Origin of the sequence: Mycobacterium sp. NPDC048908, from assembly GCF_043197955.1 — a bacterium.
In the GTDB taxonomy this organism is placed as follows: domain Bacteria; phylum Actinomycetota; class Actinomycetes; order Mycobacteriales; family Mycobacteriaceae; genus Mycobacterium.
In genome coordinates this window covers 422,287-441,282 of record NZ_JBICUE010000001.1, presented here as the reverse complement: position 1 = coordinate 441,282, position 18,996 = coordinate 422,287, and the positions used below count along the sequence as shown (strand labels likewise).

The window sequence follows — 18,996 nt, the reverse complement described above, 5'->3', positions numbered from 1 at the left end:
GCGCACGAGCTCACGTTCGCCGAGCGTCAGCGGGTGATCGTCGCGCTGCCGATGACCTCGTCGCCGTCGGGGTCGCGGCGGTAAAGCACCATCGTCTGCCCCGGCGCCACGCCACGCAGCGGGGTGCGAAGGTCGACGACCAGTCGCCGGTCGCGCACCTCGGCGACGCCGTCGGCGACGCCGCCGTGCGCGCGCACTTGCACGTCGCACTCCACGGGTCCGTGCGGTGGCGCCCCGGCCGTGAACACGGGCTTGGCGCCGGTCAGCGTCCAGACGTCCAAAGCGGTTTTGTCCCCGACGTGCACGGTGCCGGTGTCGGCGTCGATACCGGTCACGTAGCGCGGCCGCCCATCAGGGCCGGGGCCCGCGATGCCAAGCCCCTTACGCTGTCCGATGGTGAATCCGTGGATACCGTCGTGTTCGGCGAGCACGGTGCCGCCCGCGTCCACGACGGCGCCGGGCCGAACGCCGATTCTGGCGCCAAGAAACGCGCGGGTGTCCCCCGACGGGATGAAGCAGATGTCGTGGCTGTCGGGTTTCTCGGCGACGGCCAGCCCGCGGTGTGCGGCTTCCTCGCGAATCCGCGGCTTGGGCGTGTCGCCGATCGGGAACACCGCGTGTCGCAGTTGCTCGGCCGTCAGCACCCCGAGCACATAGGACTGGTCCTTGTCCGCGTCGACGGCGCGGCGCAGCCGACCGTCGGAGAGCCTGGCGTAGTGGCCGGTGGCGACGGCGTCGAAGCCGAGCGCCAACGCACGAGCAGACAACGCCGAGAACTTGATTTTCTCGTTGCACCGCACGCATGGATTCGGCGTCTCACCGCGCGCATACGACGCGACGAAGTCGTCGATCACATCGTCTTTGAACCGGTCTGCGAAATCCCATACGTAGAACGGAATGTCGAGCACATCGGCGACGCGGCGAGCGTCGCCTGCATCCTCCTTCGAGCAGCAGCCACGCGATCCGGTCCGCAATGTGCCCGGAGCCGACGACAACGCCAGATGCACACCGACGACGTCGTGTCCGGCGTCGACCATGCGCGCGGCCGCCACTGACGAGTCGACCCCGCCGCTCATCGCGACGAGCACTCTCATTGTTCCGCCGCCCCCGCGCTGGCCAGCGCCGCCTGGCGCGCCCGTTCGACTGCCACGGGCAGTACCGCCAGTGCGGCGTCGATGTCGGCTTCAGTGCTGGTGTGGCCCAACGACAATCGCAGTGAACCCCGTGCGCTGGCGGGCTCGACGCCCATCGCCAGCAGCACGTGCGAAGGCTGCGCGACGCCCGCGGTGCACGCCGAACCCGTCGAGCATTCAACGCCCTTGGCGTCGAGCAGCATCAGCAGCGAATCGCCTTCGCAGCCGCGGAAGGTGAAGTGTGCGTTACCCGGCAGCCGGCCGTCACCGGTGGCGCCATTGACGTATGCGTCGTCGATCCCCGACAGCACGCCGTCGATCAACCGGTCGCGCAGGGACTGCACGCGCACGCTGTTCGCCGCCAATCCCTCGATCGCCACCTTCGCGGCGGCGGCCATCGCGACCGCGCCCGCGACGTCCGGTGTGCCGGACCGCACGTCGCGCTCCTGGCCGCCGCCGTGCAGCAGCGGCACGCAGGCTGTGTCACGTCGCAACAGCAGCGCGCCGACACCCATCGGGCCGCCGAATTTGTGGGCTGCCACGCTCATCGCCGACAGGCCGCTCGCGCCGAAGTCCACCGGAATCTGACCGATGGTCTGGACGGCGTCGCTATGCATGGGAACATCGAATTCCGTTGCGATAGAGGCCAATTCAGGGATCGGCATGATGGTTCCGACCTCGTTGTTGGCCCACATGATCGAGACCAGTGCCACGTCATCGCCGGCCTGCAGCGCTTCTCGCAGATCTGCGGGCGCGACGGATCCGTCGTCGCCGACAGGCAACCACGTCACCTCGGCGCCTTCGTGCTCGGCCAGCCACTGCACCGCATCCAGGACGGCGTGGTGCTCGACGGGCGTGGTGACAATGCGTCGACGGCGCTGATCAGCGTCGCGGCGGGCCCAGTAGATACCCTTGACGGCGAGGTTGTCGCTCTCGGTACCGCCCGCGGTGAAGATCACCTCCGACGGGCGGGCGCCCAGCAGGTGGGCCAACGATTCGCGGGCCTCTTCCATCCTGCGGCGCGCGACCCGGCCTGTGCCGTGCAATGACGACGCGTTGCCGACCGTCGCCAACACCGCCGTCATCGCCTCGATGGCAGCAGGGTGCATCGGGGTGGTGGCGGCGTGATCGAGGTAGACCGTCCTGTTCGAGGTCATAACCGTTCCATGCTAACCGGCACGCAACGGCGACCCCGAATCCGAGGTCAGGCCACCAGGGCGTGACCGTGGCCGCGCCGCGACGTGTCGCCGCGCACCGCCGCTTCGCACCGTGCCGCCAGGTCGCGTCGGGAGATTCCCGGCAGCTGCAGCGACTCGACCTGCACGTGAACGACCGTTCGGCGGGCCGTAACGAGCCGTCGAATGGAGGCGATCAAGGTGTCGTCGCCGACGTAGGCGGCCAGCGTCGACGGCCTACCGTCACGATGGTGGTAGCTCAGCCGCAACGGCTGCACCGGCCTGCCCGCGTCGACGGCGGCCTGGAACATCGCGGGCCGGAACGGGCCGTACGCAAGGCCGCACCAGGTGGTGCCCTCCGGAAACGCCACCACCGTGTGGCCCGCCCGCAGCCTGGTTGCGACGGTGCTCACCACATCGGGCAGCCGTCGCAGGCTGGCCCGGTCGATCGGGATGACCTTCATGATGCGGGCCAGCACGCCCAGTGCGGGCCAGTCGATGAGGTCGGCGCGTGCCACGAACGATCCCGGCATGACGGCGCCGATGGCGAAGATGTCCACCCACGAGACGTGGCCGCTGACCACGAGCACTCCGCGTAGGTTCCGGATCGGCCCGCCGGAGACCGTAATTCGCATCCCGAGGCAGCGCAGCATCATTCGGCAGTACCCCCGTTGCAGGTGGGAACGGCCTGGCATCGGGACGGCCAGCAACGGCAGCGCGGACAACAGGAGCATCGCAAACGTCGCACGCACCGCGATGCGCCAGGCCACCGCCACTGAATGGCCGGCCGCGTGGTCGCTGTGCACACAACTGGTGTCGCACGTCGCGCGTGGCACCCAGGAATGGTCGGTGGTCATGACGGGATTCCGCCTGCCATTGCGGTCGCCGCCCCCACCGACCGCAACCGCTTGAGGTACCGGGTGTCGGCCTTGCGCTTGTCGAGCAACGCGGGGAAGTCGCCGACACCGAAGTCGGGATCGTGGGCGGGTTCACCGCAGACCTGGGCTCCCAGCCGCAGGTAGCCGCGCATCAGCGGCGGCACGTTCACCCGGCGCGGCGGGTCGATCTCGTCGAGGCGCCGGCCGGCGACGGTCACCGGCCGGTACGGGTGGACGGTGTACTCCGCGGGCGCGGCGTGGCGGCGTCGCACGTAGTCGCGGACCCCGCGGATCTGGCTGCCGGGCGCCTCGTCCGCGCAGCCGTGGACGGGCACGGACACGCAACCGGTGACGTAGTCGTAGCCGCAGCGGTCCAGGTAGGCCAGGATGCCTGCCCACATCAGCAGCACCACGCCGCCGTTGCGGTGGTCTTCGCGCACCACGGCGCGGCCCATCTCCACCAGCGAGGGTCGCAGTGCGTCGAGCCCCTGAACATTGAATTCCGTTGCGGTGTAGAGCCCTCCGGCGGCGATCGCGCCCGGCGGTGGCAGCATCCGGTAGCAGCCGACGAGTTCACCGGAGTTGTCCTCGCGAACCAGGAGGTGATCACAGTGCTCGTCGAACCGATCGGCGTCCAGGCCATCGGCCGCGCCAGCCAATGCGAAACCGGGCTCGGAGGTGAACACGTCGTGGCGGAGGCGCTGCGCGGCCTCGACGAGCGCAGGGTCGGTGGACAACAGCAGGGTGTAGCGAGGGGTGTCTGTTGACAGGGTCGGCGGATCTGCGGCGATGAGTACAGAAGCAGTGCTCATACGCTGCACGGTCGCGTAGCCGCATCTCGGGACGGCATCGCGGCGGTGACGTGTTTGTGAGCGCTAGGTGACGACTTGGGCGGTCGCGTCAGCTATCCAGGAACACCACGTTCGACTCGATCGGCTTTCGCGGGGTCGCGAGGTTGTTGGCGGGGAACGCGGGGTCCGGGTACCCGATCGACAGCCCGCAGAGCACGGTCAGGTCCTCCGGGATCCCGAGGTGGGCCCGCAGCACGTCGGGATAGGCCGCAATGGAGACCTGCACGCAGGTGCCCAGCCCGCGTTCGGTGAGGGCCAGGACGAGTGTCTGCAGGAACATGCCCACCCCGACCGCGTCGACCGGCCCGAGGTCGCGGTGCATGCACACCACCGCGCCGACAGGCGCACGGAAGAACTCCCAGTTGCGCAGCTGGGCCAGCCGCCTGCCCTCCTTGTCGTGTCGTGCGATGCCCATCGAGCCGTAGACCAGCGCTCCGAGTTCGCGTCGCAGGGGCAGGTAGCTTTCCGGGATGCCCTTGGTCACGGGCAGCTCGACGGCGGCCTCCTCGAGAAGCGCCTCGACCAACCGGTCGCGCCGCGGCCCCGATGCGACGAACACCCGCCACGGCTGCACGTTGGAGTTCGACGGCGCACGCATCGCCAGCGCGAACGCCTCGTCGAGCAGTTCGCGGGGCACAGGCTTGTCGCGCAGGAACAACCGGGTGGACCGGCGTTGCCGCACGACTTCGTCGAACTCGGTCATGATCGTGGGACGCGCCGGTCCTTGCGCTGCTCGAGTTCGTCGTCGTCGACGACAACGAGCATCGGCACACCCGGCAGACAGATCATCGTGACGAGAAACCGCAGCGCAACGTCGGTGCGGTTGTTGGCGTCCGAGTAGTGGATGATGTCACCGCCCGGCTCCCAGAACGCCTCACCGGCCTTGATCACCCGCGGGGCTTCGCCCTCGAGCTCGAAGAGCATCTCGCCCTCGAGCACGTAGCCGAATGACGGCCCGCCGGGGTGGCGGTGCGGCGGCGCGCCCGCGCTTCCCGGCGGCCACTCGATGATCACCGTCATCACCTCGGCGCCCTCGGGAATGAAGGGAGGTTTGACGGTTTGGATGGTGGTGATGGCCTTGGCCAGCTCATCGGTGTCGAACATTGTTGCTCCTTGATCGATTTGGGATCAGTCAGGCGGTGACCAGACTGGTGCGCTGCAGCGCGGCGCCGAAGTAGGTGGCGTGCGGATCGACCACGACAGGCTTGTCGACGCCCTGCTTGGCGAGCACGCGCCGGGCCAGGTCGGCGAACGAAATCTTCTGCGGTCCACCAATGTTGACGACACCGCGGGTGGCACCCGCGACCGCAGCCCGGGCCACCTCGGCGGCGACGTCATCGGCGGCGATCGGCTGGATCAGCGCGTCCGGCGCGCGCACCTCATCGCCGGTGTCCAGTGCCGCGACGATCGACTCGGTGAACTCATCGAACTGCGTCGCGCGCATGATCGTGTACGGCAGACCGGAGTCGGCAATCGTCTTCTCCTGCGCCACTTTTGCGCGCATGTAGCCACTGTCGGGCAGTCCGTCGACACCGACGATCGACAACGCCACGTAATGACCCACGCCCGCCTGTTTGGCGGCCGCCACCAGGTTCGCCGAGGAGCGGGTGAAGAAGTCCATCACAGGTTCGTCGTCGAACGACGGTGAATTGGTCAGATCGACGAGAACGTCGGCGCCCGCCAGCGCGTCGGCCAGCCCCTCGCCGGTGAGCACGTCGGCCCCCGACGCGCGCGACACCGCAACGACATCGTGTCCTTCACCCTCTAGCAGGGCGACCACCTTCGAACCGATCAGGCCAGTGGCGCCGATGACTGAAATCTTCATACGTCAACACTGACACTCGAGGGCCGCGGCCGAACCCTTGAAAGTCCGTAGTCTCATCCGGAAACGACAACGCCCCCGAACACCGACGTGTCCGGGGGCGTTGGTACGGGTGGATTAACCCTTGCGTGCCTTGATCGCCTCGGTCAGCTGCGGCGCGACCTTGAACAGGTCGCCGACGATTCCGAGGTCGGCGATCTCGAAGATCGGCGCCTCCTCGTCCTTGTTCACCGCGATGATCGTCTTGCTCGTCTGCATGCCTGCGCGGTGCTGGATCGCACCAGAGATGCCCAGCGCGATGTAGAGCTGCGGAGACACGGTCTTGCCGGTCTGGCCCACCTGGAACTGGCCCGGGTAGTAGCCGGAGTCGACCGCGGCGCGCGACGCACCGACCGCGGCACCGAGCGAGTCGGCCAATTCCTCGACCACGCTGAAGTTCTCGGCGCTGCCGACGCCACGACCACCGGAGACCACGACGGTGGCCTCGGTGAGCTCTGGGCGGTCGCCTGCGACGGCGGGCTCACGCTTGGTGATCTTCGTCGCATTCTCGGCCTGCGCGGGCACCTCGACGTTGACCACCTCACCGGCGCCCGCGGCGGGCTCGGCCTCGATCGCGCCAGGACGGACGGTGATCACCGGGGTCTCACCGGTGGACTCCGCCTCGACGGTGAACGCGCCACCGAAGATCGAGTGGATGGCCTTGCCGCCCTCCTGGACGTCGACCACGTCGGTCAGGATGCCGGAGCCGATACGAGCGGCCAGCCGGCCGCCGATCTCCTTGCCGTCGGCGCTGGCCGCCAGCAGCACACCGGCCGGGCTGGCCGACTCCACCAACGCGGCGAGCACGTCCACGTACGGGGTGATCAGGTAGTTCTCGGCGTCGTCGGACTCCGCGACGTAGATCTTCGCAGCGCCCGCCTCCTTCAACGCATCGGTCAGCGCCGCCGCGGTGCCCGGCTTGCCCACCACGACCGCGGAGGGCTCGCCCAGCCTGCGGGCGGCGGTGATCAGTTCGGCGGTGATCTTCTTCACCGCACCATCGGCATGCTCGACGAGCACAAGTACTTCAGCCATATGTCTCTGTCTTCCTGAGTCTTTGGGAGGTGTCGGCTAGATGATCTTTTGCGCAACCAGGTACTCGGCGACCTTCGTGCCGCCGTCGCCCTCGTCGGTGACCTTCTCGCCTGCCGTCTTCGGCGGCTTCGGGGTGGACGTGGTGACCTTGGAACCGGCATTGGCGACGCCAACCTCGTCGGCCTCGACGCCGATCTCGGCCAGCGTCAGCGTCGTCACTTCCTTCTTCTTGGCGGCCATGATGCCTTTGAAGGACGGGAAGCGGGGCTCGTTGATCTTCTCGTTGACCGACACCACCGCGGGCAGCGGCGCCTCGACGGTGAACACGCCGTCATCGGTTTCGCGCTCGCCGGTCACCTTGCCGCCCTCGACGGACACCTTACGAAGGTGGGTCAACTGCGGCAGGCCCAGGTACTCCGCGATGATCGCGGGAACCGCGCCGCCGACGCCGTCGGTGGCCTCGTTACCGGCGATCACCAACTCGGTGCCCTCGATGGTGCCCAGCGCGCGGGCCAGCGCCCAGCCGGTCTGCACCATGTCGGAGCCGTGCATGCCGTCGTCGAGCAGGTGCACCGCCTTATCGGCACCCATCGACAGGGCTTTGCGGATGGCCTCGGTGGCACGCTCGGGGCCGGCTGTGAGCACTGTCACAGTGCTCTCGGTTCCGTTGGCGGCTTCCTTCTCCTTGATCAGCAGCGCCTCTTCGACGGCGCGCTCGTTGATCTCGTCGAGCACAGCGTCGGCCGCATCCCGATCGAGGGTGAAATCGCCGTCGGACAGCTTGCGCTCCGACCAAGTGTCAGGGACCTGTTTGATCAGGACCACGATGTTCGTCATGACTCTGGTTCGTCCTCCTCAGCAGAGGCCGGGCGACCGGCCTGCATTACCACGTTTGAAGCAACCACCACCATGTTACCCGCCGGTAACTTGTGCTGGTGCGCACGAACACCATAGCTGGTCGAAGTTTGCGTTCTAGCAGCCCGTAGTCGACGAACCATTCGCCATCGGGCCGATCCGCGTTAGCCTGCCTTGCAATGAGCGCCTCATTCGTTAGCAACGGTTCGCTTGGGTGCCCCGACGAGGGCGCCGCGTTGCCCCTTACCGGCGAACGCACCATCCCCGGGTTGGCGGAGGAGAACTACTGGTTCCGCCGCCACGAGGTGGTCTACGCACGGCTGGTCGACCGCTGCGCCGGCCTTGACGTGCTCGAGGCCGGCTGTGGCGAGGGCTACGGCGCGGACTTGATCGCGGAGAAGGCGCGGCGAGTCATCGGGCTCGACTACGACGAGTCGGCCGTCGCGCATGTGCGCGCCCGCTATCCGCGCGTCGACATGCGCCACGGCAATCTCGCCGAGCTGCCGCTGGAAAACGGCGCGGTCGACGTCGTGGTCAACTTCCAGGTGATCGAACACCTGTGGGATCAGGGGCAATTCGTTGCCGAATGTCATCGTGTGCTGCGGCCGGGCGGAGTGCTGTTGATGTCGACACCGAACCGGATCACCTTCTCCCCCGGCCGCGACACCCCGATCAACCCGTTCCACACCCGCGAACTCAACGCCGCGGAATTGACGGAACTTCTGAGCGGGGGCGGCTTTTCGGTGGAGTCGATGTTGGGAGTATTCCACGGGCCTGGTTTGGCCGAACTCGACGCACGGCATGGTGGGTCGATCATCGATGCCCAGATCACCCGAGCGTTGGCCGATGCGCCGTGGCCCGATGAGCTGCTCGCCGACGTCGCCTCGGTGACGATCGACGACTTCGACGTCACGGCTGACGGCAATATCGACGACAGCCTCGATCTGGTCGCAATCGCGGTGCGGCCGTGACGACTCCGGCTCCAAGGCCAGATGTCGCCGGCCCCCCGGCTCCGGGGTTAGATGTCGCCGGCCCCCCGGCTCCGGGGTTAGATGTCGCCGGCCCCCCGGCTCCGGGGTTATTCACCCTCGTTCTCCACACCCATCTGCCATGGCTGGCGCACCACGGCCGCTGGCCGGTCGGCGAGGAGTGGCTCTACCAGTCGTGGTCGGCGGCCTATCTGCCGTTGATGCGGGTGCTGCGCACGCTCGCCGACGAAGATCGCACGCATCTGGTGACGTTGGGGATGACGCCGGTGGTGACCGCGCAACTCGACGACCCGTACTGCCTGTCCGGCATGCATCACTGGCTGGCCAACTGGCGGTTGCGGGCGTTGGAAGCCACGACGCTGAGTGAACCGTTGCGCGCGTTCGGCATTCGAGAGCTCGCCGAGGCAGACCGTGAACTCGACGACTTCGCGACGCTGTGGCGGCACGGCGGCAGTCCACTACTGCGCGGACTGATCGACGCGGGCACCATCGAACTGCTCGGCGGCCCGCTGTCCCACCCGTTCCAGCCGCTGCTGAACCCGCGATTGCGCGAATTCGCGTTGTGCGAAGGATTGGCCGACGCCGGTCAGCGCTTCGCGCACACCCCGAAGGGCATCTGGGCGCCGGAATGCGCATATGCGCCAGGCATGGAAACCGGTTATGCCGCAGCGGGTGTCGGCCACTTCATGGTCGACGGCCCGTCTCTGCATGGCGACACGGCGCTGGGCAGGCCGGTCGGTGCGTCAGACGTCGTGGCGTTCGGCCGCGACTTGCAGGTCAGCTATCGGGTGTGGTCGCCGAAGTCCGGCTACCCCGGCCACGCCGCGTATCGCGATTTCCACACCTACGACCACGTCACCGGCCTCAAGCCGGCGCGGGTCACCGGGCGCAACGTGCCGTCGGAGGCCAAGGCGCCCTACGACCCCGAGCGCGCCGACCACGCGGTCGACGTGCACGTCGCCGATTTCGTCGGGTTGGTGCGCGACCGGCTGATCAGCGAGTCCGACCGCATCGGCAGACCCGCGCACGTGGTGGCGGCATTCGACACCGAACTGTTCGGCCATTGGTGGTACGAGGGCCCGATGTGGCTGGAGCGGGTGCTGCGCGCGCTGCCAGCGGCTGGGGTGCGGGTCGGCACGCTTTCCGACGCGGTCGCCGACGGATTCGTGGGCGCACCCGTCGAATTGCCGCCCAGCTCTTGGGGTTCCGGCAAGGACTGGCAGGTGTGGGCCGGCGAACAGGTCGCCGATCTGGTGCGGTTGAACACCGAGGTCGTCGACACCGCGCTGACCACCGTCGACAAAGCGCTCGGCGAAACCAACACGCCGCCCGCGCGTAACTTCGTCGCCGACCAGATTCTGCGCGAGACGTTGCTCACGGTGTCCAGCGACTGGCCCTTCATGGTGAGCAAGAACTCCGCGGCCGACTACGCGCGCTACCGCGCCCACCTGCACGCGCACGCCACGCGCGAGATCGCCGACGCGCTGGCGTCGGGCCGCAGCGCGCATGCGCAGCGCCTGGCCGACGGGTGGAACCGCGCCGACGGATTGTTCGGCGGCCTCGATGCAAGGCGGCTACCCCGGTGAGGACCACGCCGAGCGACCGTGTTTGCACGCGACACGCCGCAAATTCTTGGCACTTTGGGGTCACTCACCGATGAAAGTCTTGATGGTGTCGTGGGAGTACCCGCCAGTGGTGGTCGGCGGGCTCGGCAGGCACGTCTACAACTTGGCGACGGCACTGGCGGCGGCCGGACACGAGGTCGTGGTGCTGAGCCGCAGGCCGACAGGAACCGACCCGAGCACGCATCCGTCGACCGACGAAATCACCGAAGACGTCAGGGTCATCGCCGCCGCGCAGGATCCGCACGAATTCGACTTCGGCGCCGACATGATGGCGTGGACGCTGGCCATGGGGCATTCAATGGTCCGCGCCGGATTGGCCATCAAGGACCGCCGCGGCCGGCCCTGGCGGCCCGATGTCGTGCACGCCCACGACTGGCTCGCCGCGCATCCGGCGATCACGCTTGCCGAATACTTCGACGTGCCACTGGTTTCCACCATCCACGCCACCGAGGCGGGCAGGCATTCAGGTTGGGTGTCCGGGGCGATCAGCCGCCAAGTACACGCCGTCGAATCGTGGCTCGTGCACGAATCCGATTCGCTCATCACGTGTTCGGCGTCGATGAGCGACGAGATCACCGAACTGTTCGGCCCCGGACTTGTCGAAACACGGGTGATCCGCAACGGAATCGATGCGGCGCTCTGGCCGTTCGCCAGGCGGCAACCGCGTAGCGGACCCCCGCAATTGATGTACCTGGGACGACTCGAGTACGAGAAGGGCATTCACGACGCGATCGCCGCGCTGCCCCGCATCCGGCGCACTCACCCCGGCACGACGTTGACCATCGCCGGTGACGGCACGCAGCAGGGTTGGCTCGTCGAGCAGGCACGAAAGCACAAGGTACTCAAGGCGACAACGTTCGTCGGCAGGCTCGATCACGACGAGTTGGTGCAGCTCCTGCACACCGCCGACGCCTGTGTGCTGCCCAGTCACTACGAACCATTCGGCATCGTCGCGCTGGAGGCGGCCGCCACCGGCATCCCGCTCGTCACGTCCAACGTCGGCGGCCTCGGTGAGGCGGTGATCAACGGGCAGACCGGCATGTCGTACGCGCCGCGCGATGTTGCGGGCCTGGCCAACGCCGTCCGTAGGGTGCTCGACGATCCAACCGCCGCGCAGCGCATGGCGATTGCCGCCCGGGAACGCCTCACGAACGACTTCGACTGGCACACCGTGGCCGACGAAACCGCACAGGTCTACCTCGCCGCCAAACGCCGCGAACGCGAACCGCACCGTCGGCGCACCATCGTTGAGCATCCACTGCCTGACCGCTGAGAATAGTTCGACTGGGGTCGAATCATTCCGGGCATACGTTCGGGTGCATGCACACGAGAAGGTTCAACTCACGCACCGCGTTGACCTTGATCGCCGCCTACCTGGGACTTTTCGTCGGCCTCATCGACGCCAACGCGGTCAACCTGGCCTTGCCCGCCATCCGCGACGACCTCGGCGGCGGCATCTCAGGGGCTCAGTGGACCATTGACGCGTACAACGTCACCTTCGCCGCAGTTCTGCTGACCGCGGGATCGCTTGGCGACAAATTCGGTAGACGGACGCTCCTGCGGATCGGACTGGCGACGTTCATCGGCGCGTCGCTGGCGTGCGCGGCGGCCCCCACGCTGCCGCTGTTGCTGGTCGCCCGCGGCGTCCAGGGTGTTGGCGCGGCAGTGATGCTGCCGCAAGGGCTGGCGATCACCGCCGCCGCATTTCCCGATCCCGTCGAACGCGCCCGCGCGACGGCAGCGTGGGCGATGGCCGCCGCGATGAGCACCGCGATCGGCCCGATCCTCGGCGGCGTGCTGACCGACGGCCTGGGCTGGCGCTACATCTTCTGGCTGAACGCGCCGGTCGGCGTCGTCGCGCTGCTGATGACGTACCGCTACCTGCCCGAATCCCGTGACCCGGATGCGGCCAGGTTCGACGTCCGCGGGCAGGCTCTGGCGATGCTCGGCCTCGGCGTGCTGACCATCGTCCTGGTCGAGGGACGCACGATGGCATCGACGTGGACCGTCGCGTTGGCCGTCGTCGCGGGCGCAGCCGTCACCGCGTTTATCGCGAGCCAGCGACGCAGCGCAAATCCGATGCTGCCGCTGGATCTGTTCCGTAGCACCAGACTCGTCGCCGCGCTGATCGCGACGTTCACGATGACGTTCGGCATCTACGGGCTGCTGCTGGTGAACAGTTTTGCCTTCCAACAGGATCGGGGCGCCAGCGCGTTGGCGACCGCGATGTGGTTCCTGCCGATGCCTGTCACCTATCTGGTGTTCATCCCTGCGGTCAACGCGTTGGCGCACCGGATCGGACCACGGCTGCCTATGGCAGGTGGGCTGGGCATGATGGCGTCGGGGATGGCGTTGTATGCCGCCGTCGGGCCGCAGGCCAATGTGTGGCTGATCGAGCTGTCATTCGTGCTCGCGGGTGTTGGGCTCGCATTGACCACTGGCCCGGCGATCGGCGTGGCGATGTCGGCTGTGCCGCTGCAGCGGGCCGGGCTGGCCTCCGGCGTCGTGAACCTCGCGCGCCTGGTGGGTATCACTGTCGGTGTCGCGGTGTTGGGTAGCGCCATGGCTTCCTTCGGTGCACAGGGCGCGATGGCAGTGGGTGGCGCAGTCCAATTGATCGGCGCCGCGGTGGCGCTGCGCTGGGCGCGGGCCGAAACACCTACACAGGAGGAGGTCAGCCATGCGTGACGCAGCCGAGCTTCCGATTACCGGGGATGCCGACATCGCCGCGGTGGCCTCGCTGTTGGCCGACCCGGCGCGGTGCAAGGTGCTGCTTGCCCTCGACGACGGGCGGGCGCTACCGGCCAGTGTGCTCGCCGACGAGGCAGGCATCAGCAGGCCGACTGCGAGCAGCCACCTCAACAAGCTGACCACCGCTGGCCTGTTGACCGTCGAAACGCACGGCAGACACCGCTACTACCGGCTGTCCGGTCCCGACGTCGGTGAACTGCTCGAGCAACTCGGACGCCTTGCGCCGCGGCGGCCTGTCCGCTCGCTGCGCGACGGCACTCGCGCCGCCAGGCTGCGCTCGGCGCGCACCTGCTACGACCACGTCGCTGGGCGGCTCGGCGTCGCAGTGATGGGCAGCCTGCTGGATCGCGAAGCGCTGGTCGGCGGCGACGGGCGCTACGACCCGCAACGAGACAACCACGACGGGCTGAGCAAGCCGGGCCACGATCTCACCTATGAGCTGACCGAAGAAGGCCGCGCCTTCCTCACCGGCATCGGGGTCCAAATGCCAACGGGGAAAAGACCTCTGGTGCGCTACTGCGTCGACTGGACCGAGCAGCGCCACCACCTGTCCGGCGGCTTGGGCCGCGCCGTCTTCGACCGTTTCGTGTCAGCTGGATGGGTCAAGCGGGTGCCGCGCGGGCGTGCGTTGACGGTCACCGACGACGGTCGCGCCGCGTTGGCCGACGCCTTTGGCATCGACTGGGACGCCTAGCCTCCGCCGAGCGACCGCCTTTGCACAGGGATCCGCGGCGCGTCGCCGTACAAACACGGTCAGTCGGCGAAAAGAGTCAGCGGGAGGCCTTCTTGCGCTCGATGTCGGCCAGCGCCGCGGCCAGTTCGGCGCGCTGCGCGGCGGACGTCTCCCACGCCAGCTGCCGGTTCTTGACCACCTTCGCCGGCGCGCCGACGGCGATCGAGAAGTCAGGGATGTCGCCCTTGACCACGGCGTGTGAGCCGAGCACGCAGCCGCGGCCGATCGTGGTGTTGCGCAGGATGGTCACTTTGGTGGCGATCCAAGTGTCCGGCCCGATGCGCACCGGGCCCTTGACGATGCCCTGGTCCTTGATCGGCACGTTGATGTCGTCCATCCTGTGGTCGAAATCGCAGACGTAGACCCAATCCGCCATCAGCACCGAATCGCCCAACTCGATGTCGAGGTAGGTGTTGATCACGTTGTCGCGGCCAAGCACCACCTTGTCCCCGAACCGCAGCGAACCCTCGTGGCAGCGGATCGTGTTCTTGTCACCGATGTGCACCCACCGGCCGATCTCCATCGTGGACAACTCGGGCGTCGCCTGGATCTCGACGCCCTTTCCAAGGAAGACCATGCCTCTGGTGATGATGTGCGGGTTGGCCAGTTTGAACTTCAGCAGCCGCCAGTAGCGCACCAGGTACCACGGCGTGTACGCCTTGTTGGAGATCACCCATTTCAGGGAAGCGATGGTCAGGAACTTGGCCTGACGCGGGTCACGCAGCCGGGACCCGCGCCAGCGCTTGTGCAGCGGCGCGCCCCACATGGTCGTCATGGCCGGAAAGCCTACGCGAGCACTCTCGGGTCAAGCGGTTACCCTCACGTGGACCGAACGATAGGAACAGGAAGGATCGTGTGTTCCGGCGATTGATCGTGCTGGCGTCAACGGCGCTGATCACGGGCGTGCTGGCCGGTTGCGGGACCACCGATTCCTGGGTCGCGGCGCACGCCGCGGATGGTTGGCCTGCCCAGTTCGGCAATGCCGCCAACAGCAGCTACGCGCCCGTCGCGGGCGCTGACAAGCTACGCCTCGAGTGGCGCCGCTCGGTCAAGGGCAGTCTGGCCTCGCAAGTGGCGCTCGGCTCGGGCAGCTACCTGGCTGTCAACGCGCAGTCTCAGGCCGGGTGCTCACTGATGGTGTGGGAGACCGACAACAAGGGCAGACAACGCTGGTGCACCCGGCTGTGGCAGGGCGACGGGCTGTCCAGTCCTCTTTTCGACGGCTTCGACAACCTCTACATCGGTCAGCCCGGTGCCATGATGTCCTTCCCGCCGACGCAGTGGATCAGGTGGCGTCGGCCGGTTATCGGAATGCCCACCACGCCAAGGATTCTCGCGCCCGGCCAATTGCTGGTGGTGACGCATCTCGGGCAGGTGCTGGTGTTCGACGCCCACAAGGGAACCGTCGTCGGAACGCTCGACTTGCTGACCGGACTCGACCCCACCGATTCCTCGCGCGGGCTGGCTGACTGTCAACCGGCGCGACGCGGCTGCCCCGTCGCCGCGGCGCCGGCGTTCTCGTTGGACACCGGCATCATCGTGGTCAATGTGTGGGAACCGGATGCCGCGGCGCCGGTGCTGGTCGGCCTTCGTTACCGATCCGGTGATCCGGCGTCGCTCAGCCGCGAATGGTCCAGCAACGCGGTGGGTCAGGGTCCGATCGCCAGCCCGGTGCTGTCCGCCGACGGTAAGACCGTCTACGTCAACGGTCGCGACGAACGCCTGTGGGCGCTCACCGCCGCCGACGGCAAGCCGAAATGGTCTGTGCCACTTGACTATCTGGCGCAGACGCCGCCGTCGGTGTCGCCCGACGGTCTGATCATCGCGGGTGGCGGCCCCGGTGCAAGGCTGGTGGCGGTCCGCGACGGCGGCGACAAAGGCGATGTGCTGTGGACACGCGACGACGTCGCACCGCTGACCACGTCGAGTCGGGCAGGCGGCGACGTCGCGTACGCCGTGGCCAAGGACGGCGATACCGGCCAGGCGCTCCTCGTCTTCAATCCCGCCGACGGCCACACCGTCCACAGCTATCCCCTACCGCAGGCGACGGGTTGGCCGGTCGGGGTTTCGGTCAACCACGACCGCCGAGTCGTAACCGCCACCAGTGACGGACAGGTGTACGGATTCGTGCCGGAGCGTTAAGCAAGCAACGGTGCGACCGTCGCACGCGGCACCGACGCCTCGACGGGACCCGCGGACTCCGCGAACAACTCCCCCTGGCCGAAGAAGAACAGCAGCGCGTCGTCGGTCAACGCGAAGTTCTGATACTTGGCGGGGTCGAGCCCGACACTGGCAGGGATGCCGTCGATCAGTCCCTGCTGCTTCTGCAGATACTGCTCGACGGCCGGGTAGATCACGTCCAGCGGCTTGGCGCCCGGCTTGAACAACGTGTCGAAGGTGATCGGCGCCTTCTTGCCGACATCCCAGTTGAAGGACTTGTACCAGGTCTGCGGGTGCACACCGCCCACGTTCTGCCACATCGTGAGCACCACGCTCTGAGTGCCGGTGGTCGGCGAACCCGAGCGGTACCCGGTCCCTTTGGCATCGAGTTCGTAGGGCAGGTTGTATGACCCCGGCATCTCGGAGACGTTGACGAACCCGTCGCGCGCCTGCGTGAGATATGCCGTCAGCGCTTGCTGGTCGGGATACTCCGTGGGGAACGTCATGTCCAGCGTGTACGTGGAGTTCGAGGTGTGCACGGTGCAGACGCCGTCCGGCCCGACCGTGCCGTTCAGATCGGCGCAGGCCGTCTGCGCTGCACCCGGCGACGCGCCGAGCACGGCAGGCAGGACAGCAGCCACGAGAATCGCGGCCACCCTGAGAATGCGCATCGTCGACGTCCTCGCGAGCCGGCACCGGCTTCGGCACCGGCGCATTGCTACCAGGGTACGTGGCCGCTAGCGCGACGGGCGACAAATGAATGCCGTTGCCCGGCTTGCCGCCCCGGAGCCGAGCCGGGCGATGACAACCGAGACCGATTCGCTGCCACGCAACCGCAGACGCGCCCGCAGGGCGTCCGGGTCGATGTCGACACCGCGCACCAGTATTTCGGCGGCGCCGGCATTGCGCGCCGAAAGCGCCTGTCGCAGTCGCCGTTCGCTGTAGGCGAGTTCCTCGAGCACCTCGAACCCGCGCACGTTGTCGGGTAGTCGATCTCCGGATAGGTAAGCGATGTCGGGGTCGAGCTGCCACAGTCCGTGGCGAGCGGCGTAATGCCGCACCAGACCTGCGCGCACCACCGCACCGTCGGGATCGATGATCCACCGACCGACGGTCGCCGCGGGGCAATCGGCAGGGTCGGCATCGGTGACGCTTTCCCCGGTGTCGAGCAGCGTCGCGCGGCGGTTCGCTACCGCCAGGCCTACCGACCACAGACACGCCTCACGCACGCTGCCCGCTAGCGAGGTGATCTCGATCTCGCCACGAAACCCCAGCCGAGCCAACGCATCGAAATCGATTCCAGGGGCACACTTCACGACCAGGTCGCGCTCGCGATAGACGTCGAGCAGCGCATCGAGAGGAGGTGCGTAGTCGGCCGTGTTGAAGCGGCGCCGTCCGCCGCTGCGCCTGGCGGGGTCGACGACGACGACGGTGTCACGGGTGACGGGTTGCAAGGCATCGGCGCGGCAGAGGTCGACGTCGGCAACATTGTGCGCCGCCATCGCCAAACGGACCGGATCGATGTCGCTGCCGACGACGTATGTGGCCGAAGTACGCAGTGCGGCAAGCTCAGTGCCGATCGAGCACGTTGCGTCGTGGACCTTCGTCCCGGCCAGCCGATGCGCCCGGTGTGCTGCAACCTTTTCCGCAGTGGCTTGTTGCAGCGCCTCGTCGGTGAACAACCACCGCGAAGGGTCGTCGAACTTGGCCGCCGCCTTCCGCCGCAACAACGTCGTCTCCACCAACACCGCGGCGCGGTCGCCGAAACGCCTTCTGGCTGCTGCGACATTGGCAATCAACGACGTGTCGGTCAGCGGGAGGTCATCGACTTCGGCCAAGTCCCGCGCGCCGGCGTCCGAACTCAGGTAGCTGACATCGTCAAGTCGAAACGCTACGACGGCTTGACCCCGGTCACCATGGCGTTGTAATACCAGCTCTTCGGGATCACCAGCCGCCACACGTTGTGGTCGATCCAGCTCAGCGTGATCCAGCTGTGGAACGCGAATCTCGCGTAACCCCAGGCCAGCCGGCCCGGTGGCACCGCGGCCTCGAAAGTGCGCAGCGGCCAGCCCAGCATCGCGGCGGTGAATTCCGTGGTGGCGGTGGACACGTCGACGGCGCCCGCGTTGCGGGCCATTCGCTCCAGATCGTCGGGCGAGAACGTGTGCAGGTCCACGATCGCCTCCAGCGCGGCCGCGCGCGAGGATTCGTCGAGCTCGGTTTGTGGCCTGCGCCAACCGCCGAGACCCGGCAGCCGCGTCACGTTGGTCACCGCCCGCCATGTCAGCGTCGACAACGGGCGTGCGTAGTTCTCGCCCGCATTCGTCGGTTCCCCCGCGAACACGAACCGGCCGCCCGGCTTGAGCACCCTGACCACCTCGCGCAGCGACAGCTCGACATCGGGGATGTGGTGCAACACCGCGTGGCCGACCACCAGATCGAACGTGTTGTCCTCGTAGGGAATGCCTTCGGCATCCGCGACGCGGCCGTCGATCTCCAGACCCAAGTTTTCGCCATTTCGGGTGGCCACCTTGACCATGCCCGGCGATAGATCGGTCACCGAGCCCCGCCGCGCGACGCCGGCCTGGATCAGGTTGAGCAGGAAAAATCCACTGCCACACCCAAGCTCGAGCGCCCGGTCGTACGGCAGCTCACGCAGTTCCTCTTCGGGCACGGTCGCGTCGAACAGATCGCGGGCGTAGTCGACGCAGCGTTTGTCGTAGCTGATCGACCACTTCTCGTCGTAGCTCTCGGCTTCCCAGTCGTGGTACAGCACCTGGGCGAGCTTGGAGTCGTGGCGGGCCGCCTCGACCTGCTCCGCGGTGGCGTGCGGCGTCGGAGCCGGGTCGCCGGCGACATCAGACGTCGGAGCCGGGTCGCCGGCGACATCAGACGTCGGAGCCGGGTCGCCGGCGACATCAGCGACAGTGCGGGGTTCGTCAAAGCTCAT

19 protein-coding genes are annotated in these 18,996 nt (G+C 67.6%); 6 read left to right on the top strand and 13 right to left on the bottom strand.

Translation table 11 applies throughout. From position 1 onward, the window contains the following. Positions 1–26: 26 nt before the first annotated feature. The 9 genes from mnmA to ACGFK1_RS02125 all read right to left on the bottom strand — a co-directional run bounded on the left by mnmA (position 27) and on the right by ACGFK1_RS02125 (position 7,770). Positions 27–1,094, bottom strand: a complete 1,068-nt coding sequence (gene mnmA, locus ACGFK1_RS02165; RefSeq protein ID WP_393424897.1) for a tRNA 2-thiouridine(34) synthase MnmA — start codon at positions 1,092–1,094, stop codon at positions 27–29. Continuing rightward, positions 1,091–2,290, bottom strand: coding sequence for a cysteine desulfurase family protein (locus tag ACGFK1_RS02160; RefSeq protein ID WP_393424894.1), 1,200 nt, complete (start codon positions 2,288–2,290; stop codon positions 1,091–1,093). The genes mnmA and ACGFK1_RS02160 overlap by 4 nt, the downstream gene beginning before the upstream one ends. Positions 2,291–2,337: 47 nt before the next feature. Then, positions 2,338–3,165 carry a lysophospholipid acyltransferase family protein gene (locus ACGFK1_RS02155; RefSeq protein ID WP_393424891.1) on the bottom strand — a complete coding sequence of 276 codons (828 nt, stop codon included), beginning with the start codon at positions 3,163–3,165 and terminating at the stop codon, positions 2,338–2,340. After that, positions 3,162–3,998 (bottom strand): GNAT family N-acetyltransferase, encoded by an 837-nt coding sequence (locus ACGFK1_RS02150; protein WP_393424888.1) that lies wholly within the window; start codon positions 3,996–3,998, stop codon positions 3,162–3,164. Before ACGFK1_RS02150 ends, ACGFK1_RS02155 begins: the two co-directional genes overlap by 4 nt. 88 nt (positions 3,999–4,086) lie before the next feature. Continuing rightward, positions 4,087–4,740, bottom strand: coding sequence for a nitroreductase (locus ACGFK1_RS02145; RefSeq protein ID WP_393424885.1), 654 nt, complete (start codon positions 4,738–4,740; stop codon positions 4,087–4,089). Beyond that, positions 4,737–5,141 (bottom strand): cupin domain-containing protein, encoded by a 405-nt coding sequence (locus ACGFK1_RS02140; protein WP_393424882.1) that lies wholly within the window; start codon positions 5,139–5,141, stop codon positions 4,737–4,739. Before ACGFK1_RS02140 ends, ACGFK1_RS02145 begins: the two co-directional genes overlap by 4 nt. Before the next feature lie 28 nt (positions 5,142–5,169). Continuing rightward, positions 5,170–5,862 (bottom strand): SDR family oxidoreductase, encoded by a 693-nt coding sequence (locus ACGFK1_RS02135; protein WP_393424879.1) that lies wholly within the window; start codon positions 5,860–5,862, stop codon positions 5,170–5,172. Between the two features lie 114 nt (positions 5,863–5,976). Further along, positions 5,977–6,933, bottom strand: coding sequence for an electron transfer flavoprotein subunit alpha/FixB family protein (locus tag ACGFK1_RS02130; RefSeq protein ID WP_393424876.1), 957 nt, complete (start codon positions 6,931–6,933; stop codon positions 5,977–5,979). Positions 6,934–6,969: 36 nt separating this feature from the next. Continuing rightward, positions 6,970–7,770, bottom strand: coding sequence for an electron transfer flavoprotein subunit beta/FixA family protein (locus ACGFK1_RS02125; protein WP_393424873.1), 801 nt, complete (start codon positions 7,768–7,770; stop codon positions 6,970–6,972). Positions 7,771–7,967: 197 nt separating this feature from the next. Here ACGFK1_RS02125 and ACGFK1_RS02120 point away from each other — a divergent pair, with 197 nt between their 5' ends. The 5 genes from ACGFK1_RS02120 to ACGFK1_RS02100 all read left to right on the top strand — a co-directional run bounded on the left by ACGFK1_RS02120 (position 7,968) and on the right by ACGFK1_RS02100 (position 13,847). Next, entirely contained in the window at positions 7,968–8,759 is a 792-nt protein-coding gene (locus tag ACGFK1_RS02120) for a class I SAM-dependent methyltransferase (RefSeq protein WP_393424870.1), read from the top strand. After that, complete coding sequence (locus tag ACGFK1_RS02115; RefSeq protein ID WP_393424867.1) at positions 8,756–10,363, top strand: 1,4-alpha-glucan branching protein domain-containing protein; 1,608 nt, start codon at positions 8,756–8,758, stop codon at positions 10,361–10,363. The genes ACGFK1_RS02120 and ACGFK1_RS02115 overlap by 4 nt, the downstream gene beginning before the upstream one ends. Before the next feature lie 70 nt (positions 10,364–10,433). Continuing rightward, complete coding sequence (locus ACGFK1_RS02110; RefSeq protein ID WP_393424864.1) at positions 10,434–11,675, top strand: glycosyltransferase family 4 protein; 1,242 nt, start codon at positions 10,434–10,436, stop codon at positions 11,673–11,675. A gap of 47 nt (positions 11,676–11,722) precedes the next feature. Next, positions 11,723–13,090 (top strand): MFS transporter, encoded by a 1,368-nt coding sequence (locus ACGFK1_RS02105; protein WP_393424861.1) that lies wholly within the window; start codon positions 11,723–11,725, stop codon positions 13,088–13,090. Beyond that, the gene (locus ACGFK1_RS02100) at positions 13,083–13,847 is read left to right on the top strand and encodes an ArsR/SmtB family transcription factor (RefSeq protein ID WP_393424858.1); all 765 of its coding nucleotides are present in this window, start codon (positions 13,083–13,085) and stop codon (positions 13,845–13,847) included. Before ACGFK1_RS02105 ends, ACGFK1_RS02100 begins: the two co-directional genes overlap by 8 nt. 76 nt (positions 13,848–13,923) lie before the next feature. Here ACGFK1_RS02100 and ACGFK1_RS02095 read toward each other — a convergent pair whose 3' ends face one another. Continuing rightward, positions 13,924–14,661 (bottom strand): acyltransferase, encoded by a 738-nt coding sequence (locus ACGFK1_RS02095; protein ID WP_393424855.1) that lies wholly within the window; start codon positions 14,659–14,661, stop codon positions 13,924–13,926. Positions 14,662–14,741: 80 nt separating this feature from the next. Here ACGFK1_RS02095 and ACGFK1_RS02090 point away from each other — a divergent pair, with 80 nt between their 5' ends. Next, positions 14,742–16,028, top strand: coding sequence for a PQQ-binding-like beta-propeller repeat protein (locus ACGFK1_RS02090; protein ID WP_393424852.1), 1,287 nt, complete (start codon positions 14,742–14,744; stop codon positions 16,026–16,028). On the opposite strand, the gene ACGFK1_RS02085 is transcribed toward ACGFK1_RS02090, so the two are convergent. The 3 genes from ACGFK1_RS02085 to ACGFK1_RS02075 form a co-directional block, all read right to left on the bottom strand. After that, the gene (locus ACGFK1_RS02085; RefSeq protein WP_393424849.1) at positions 16,025–16,717 is read right to left on the bottom strand and encodes an esterase; all 693 of its coding nucleotides are present in this window, start codon (positions 16,715–16,717) and stop codon (positions 16,025–16,027) included. The genes ACGFK1_RS02090 and ACGFK1_RS02085 overlap by 4 nt on opposite strands. A 66-nt stretch (positions 16,718–16,783) precedes the next feature. Beyond that, complete coding sequence (locus ACGFK1_RS02080) at positions 16,784–18,004, bottom strand: class I SAM-dependent methyltransferase (protein ID WP_393424846.1); 1,221 nt, start codon at positions 18,002–18,004, stop codon at positions 16,784–16,786. Further along, the gene (locus ACGFK1_RS02075) at positions 17,938–18,996 is read right to left on the bottom strand and encodes a class I SAM-dependent methyltransferase (protein WP_393424843.1); all 1,059 of its coding nucleotides are present in this window, start codon (positions 18,994–18,996) and stop codon (positions 17,938–17,940) included. The genes ACGFK1_RS02080 and ACGFK1_RS02075 overlap by 67 nt, the downstream gene beginning before the upstream one ends.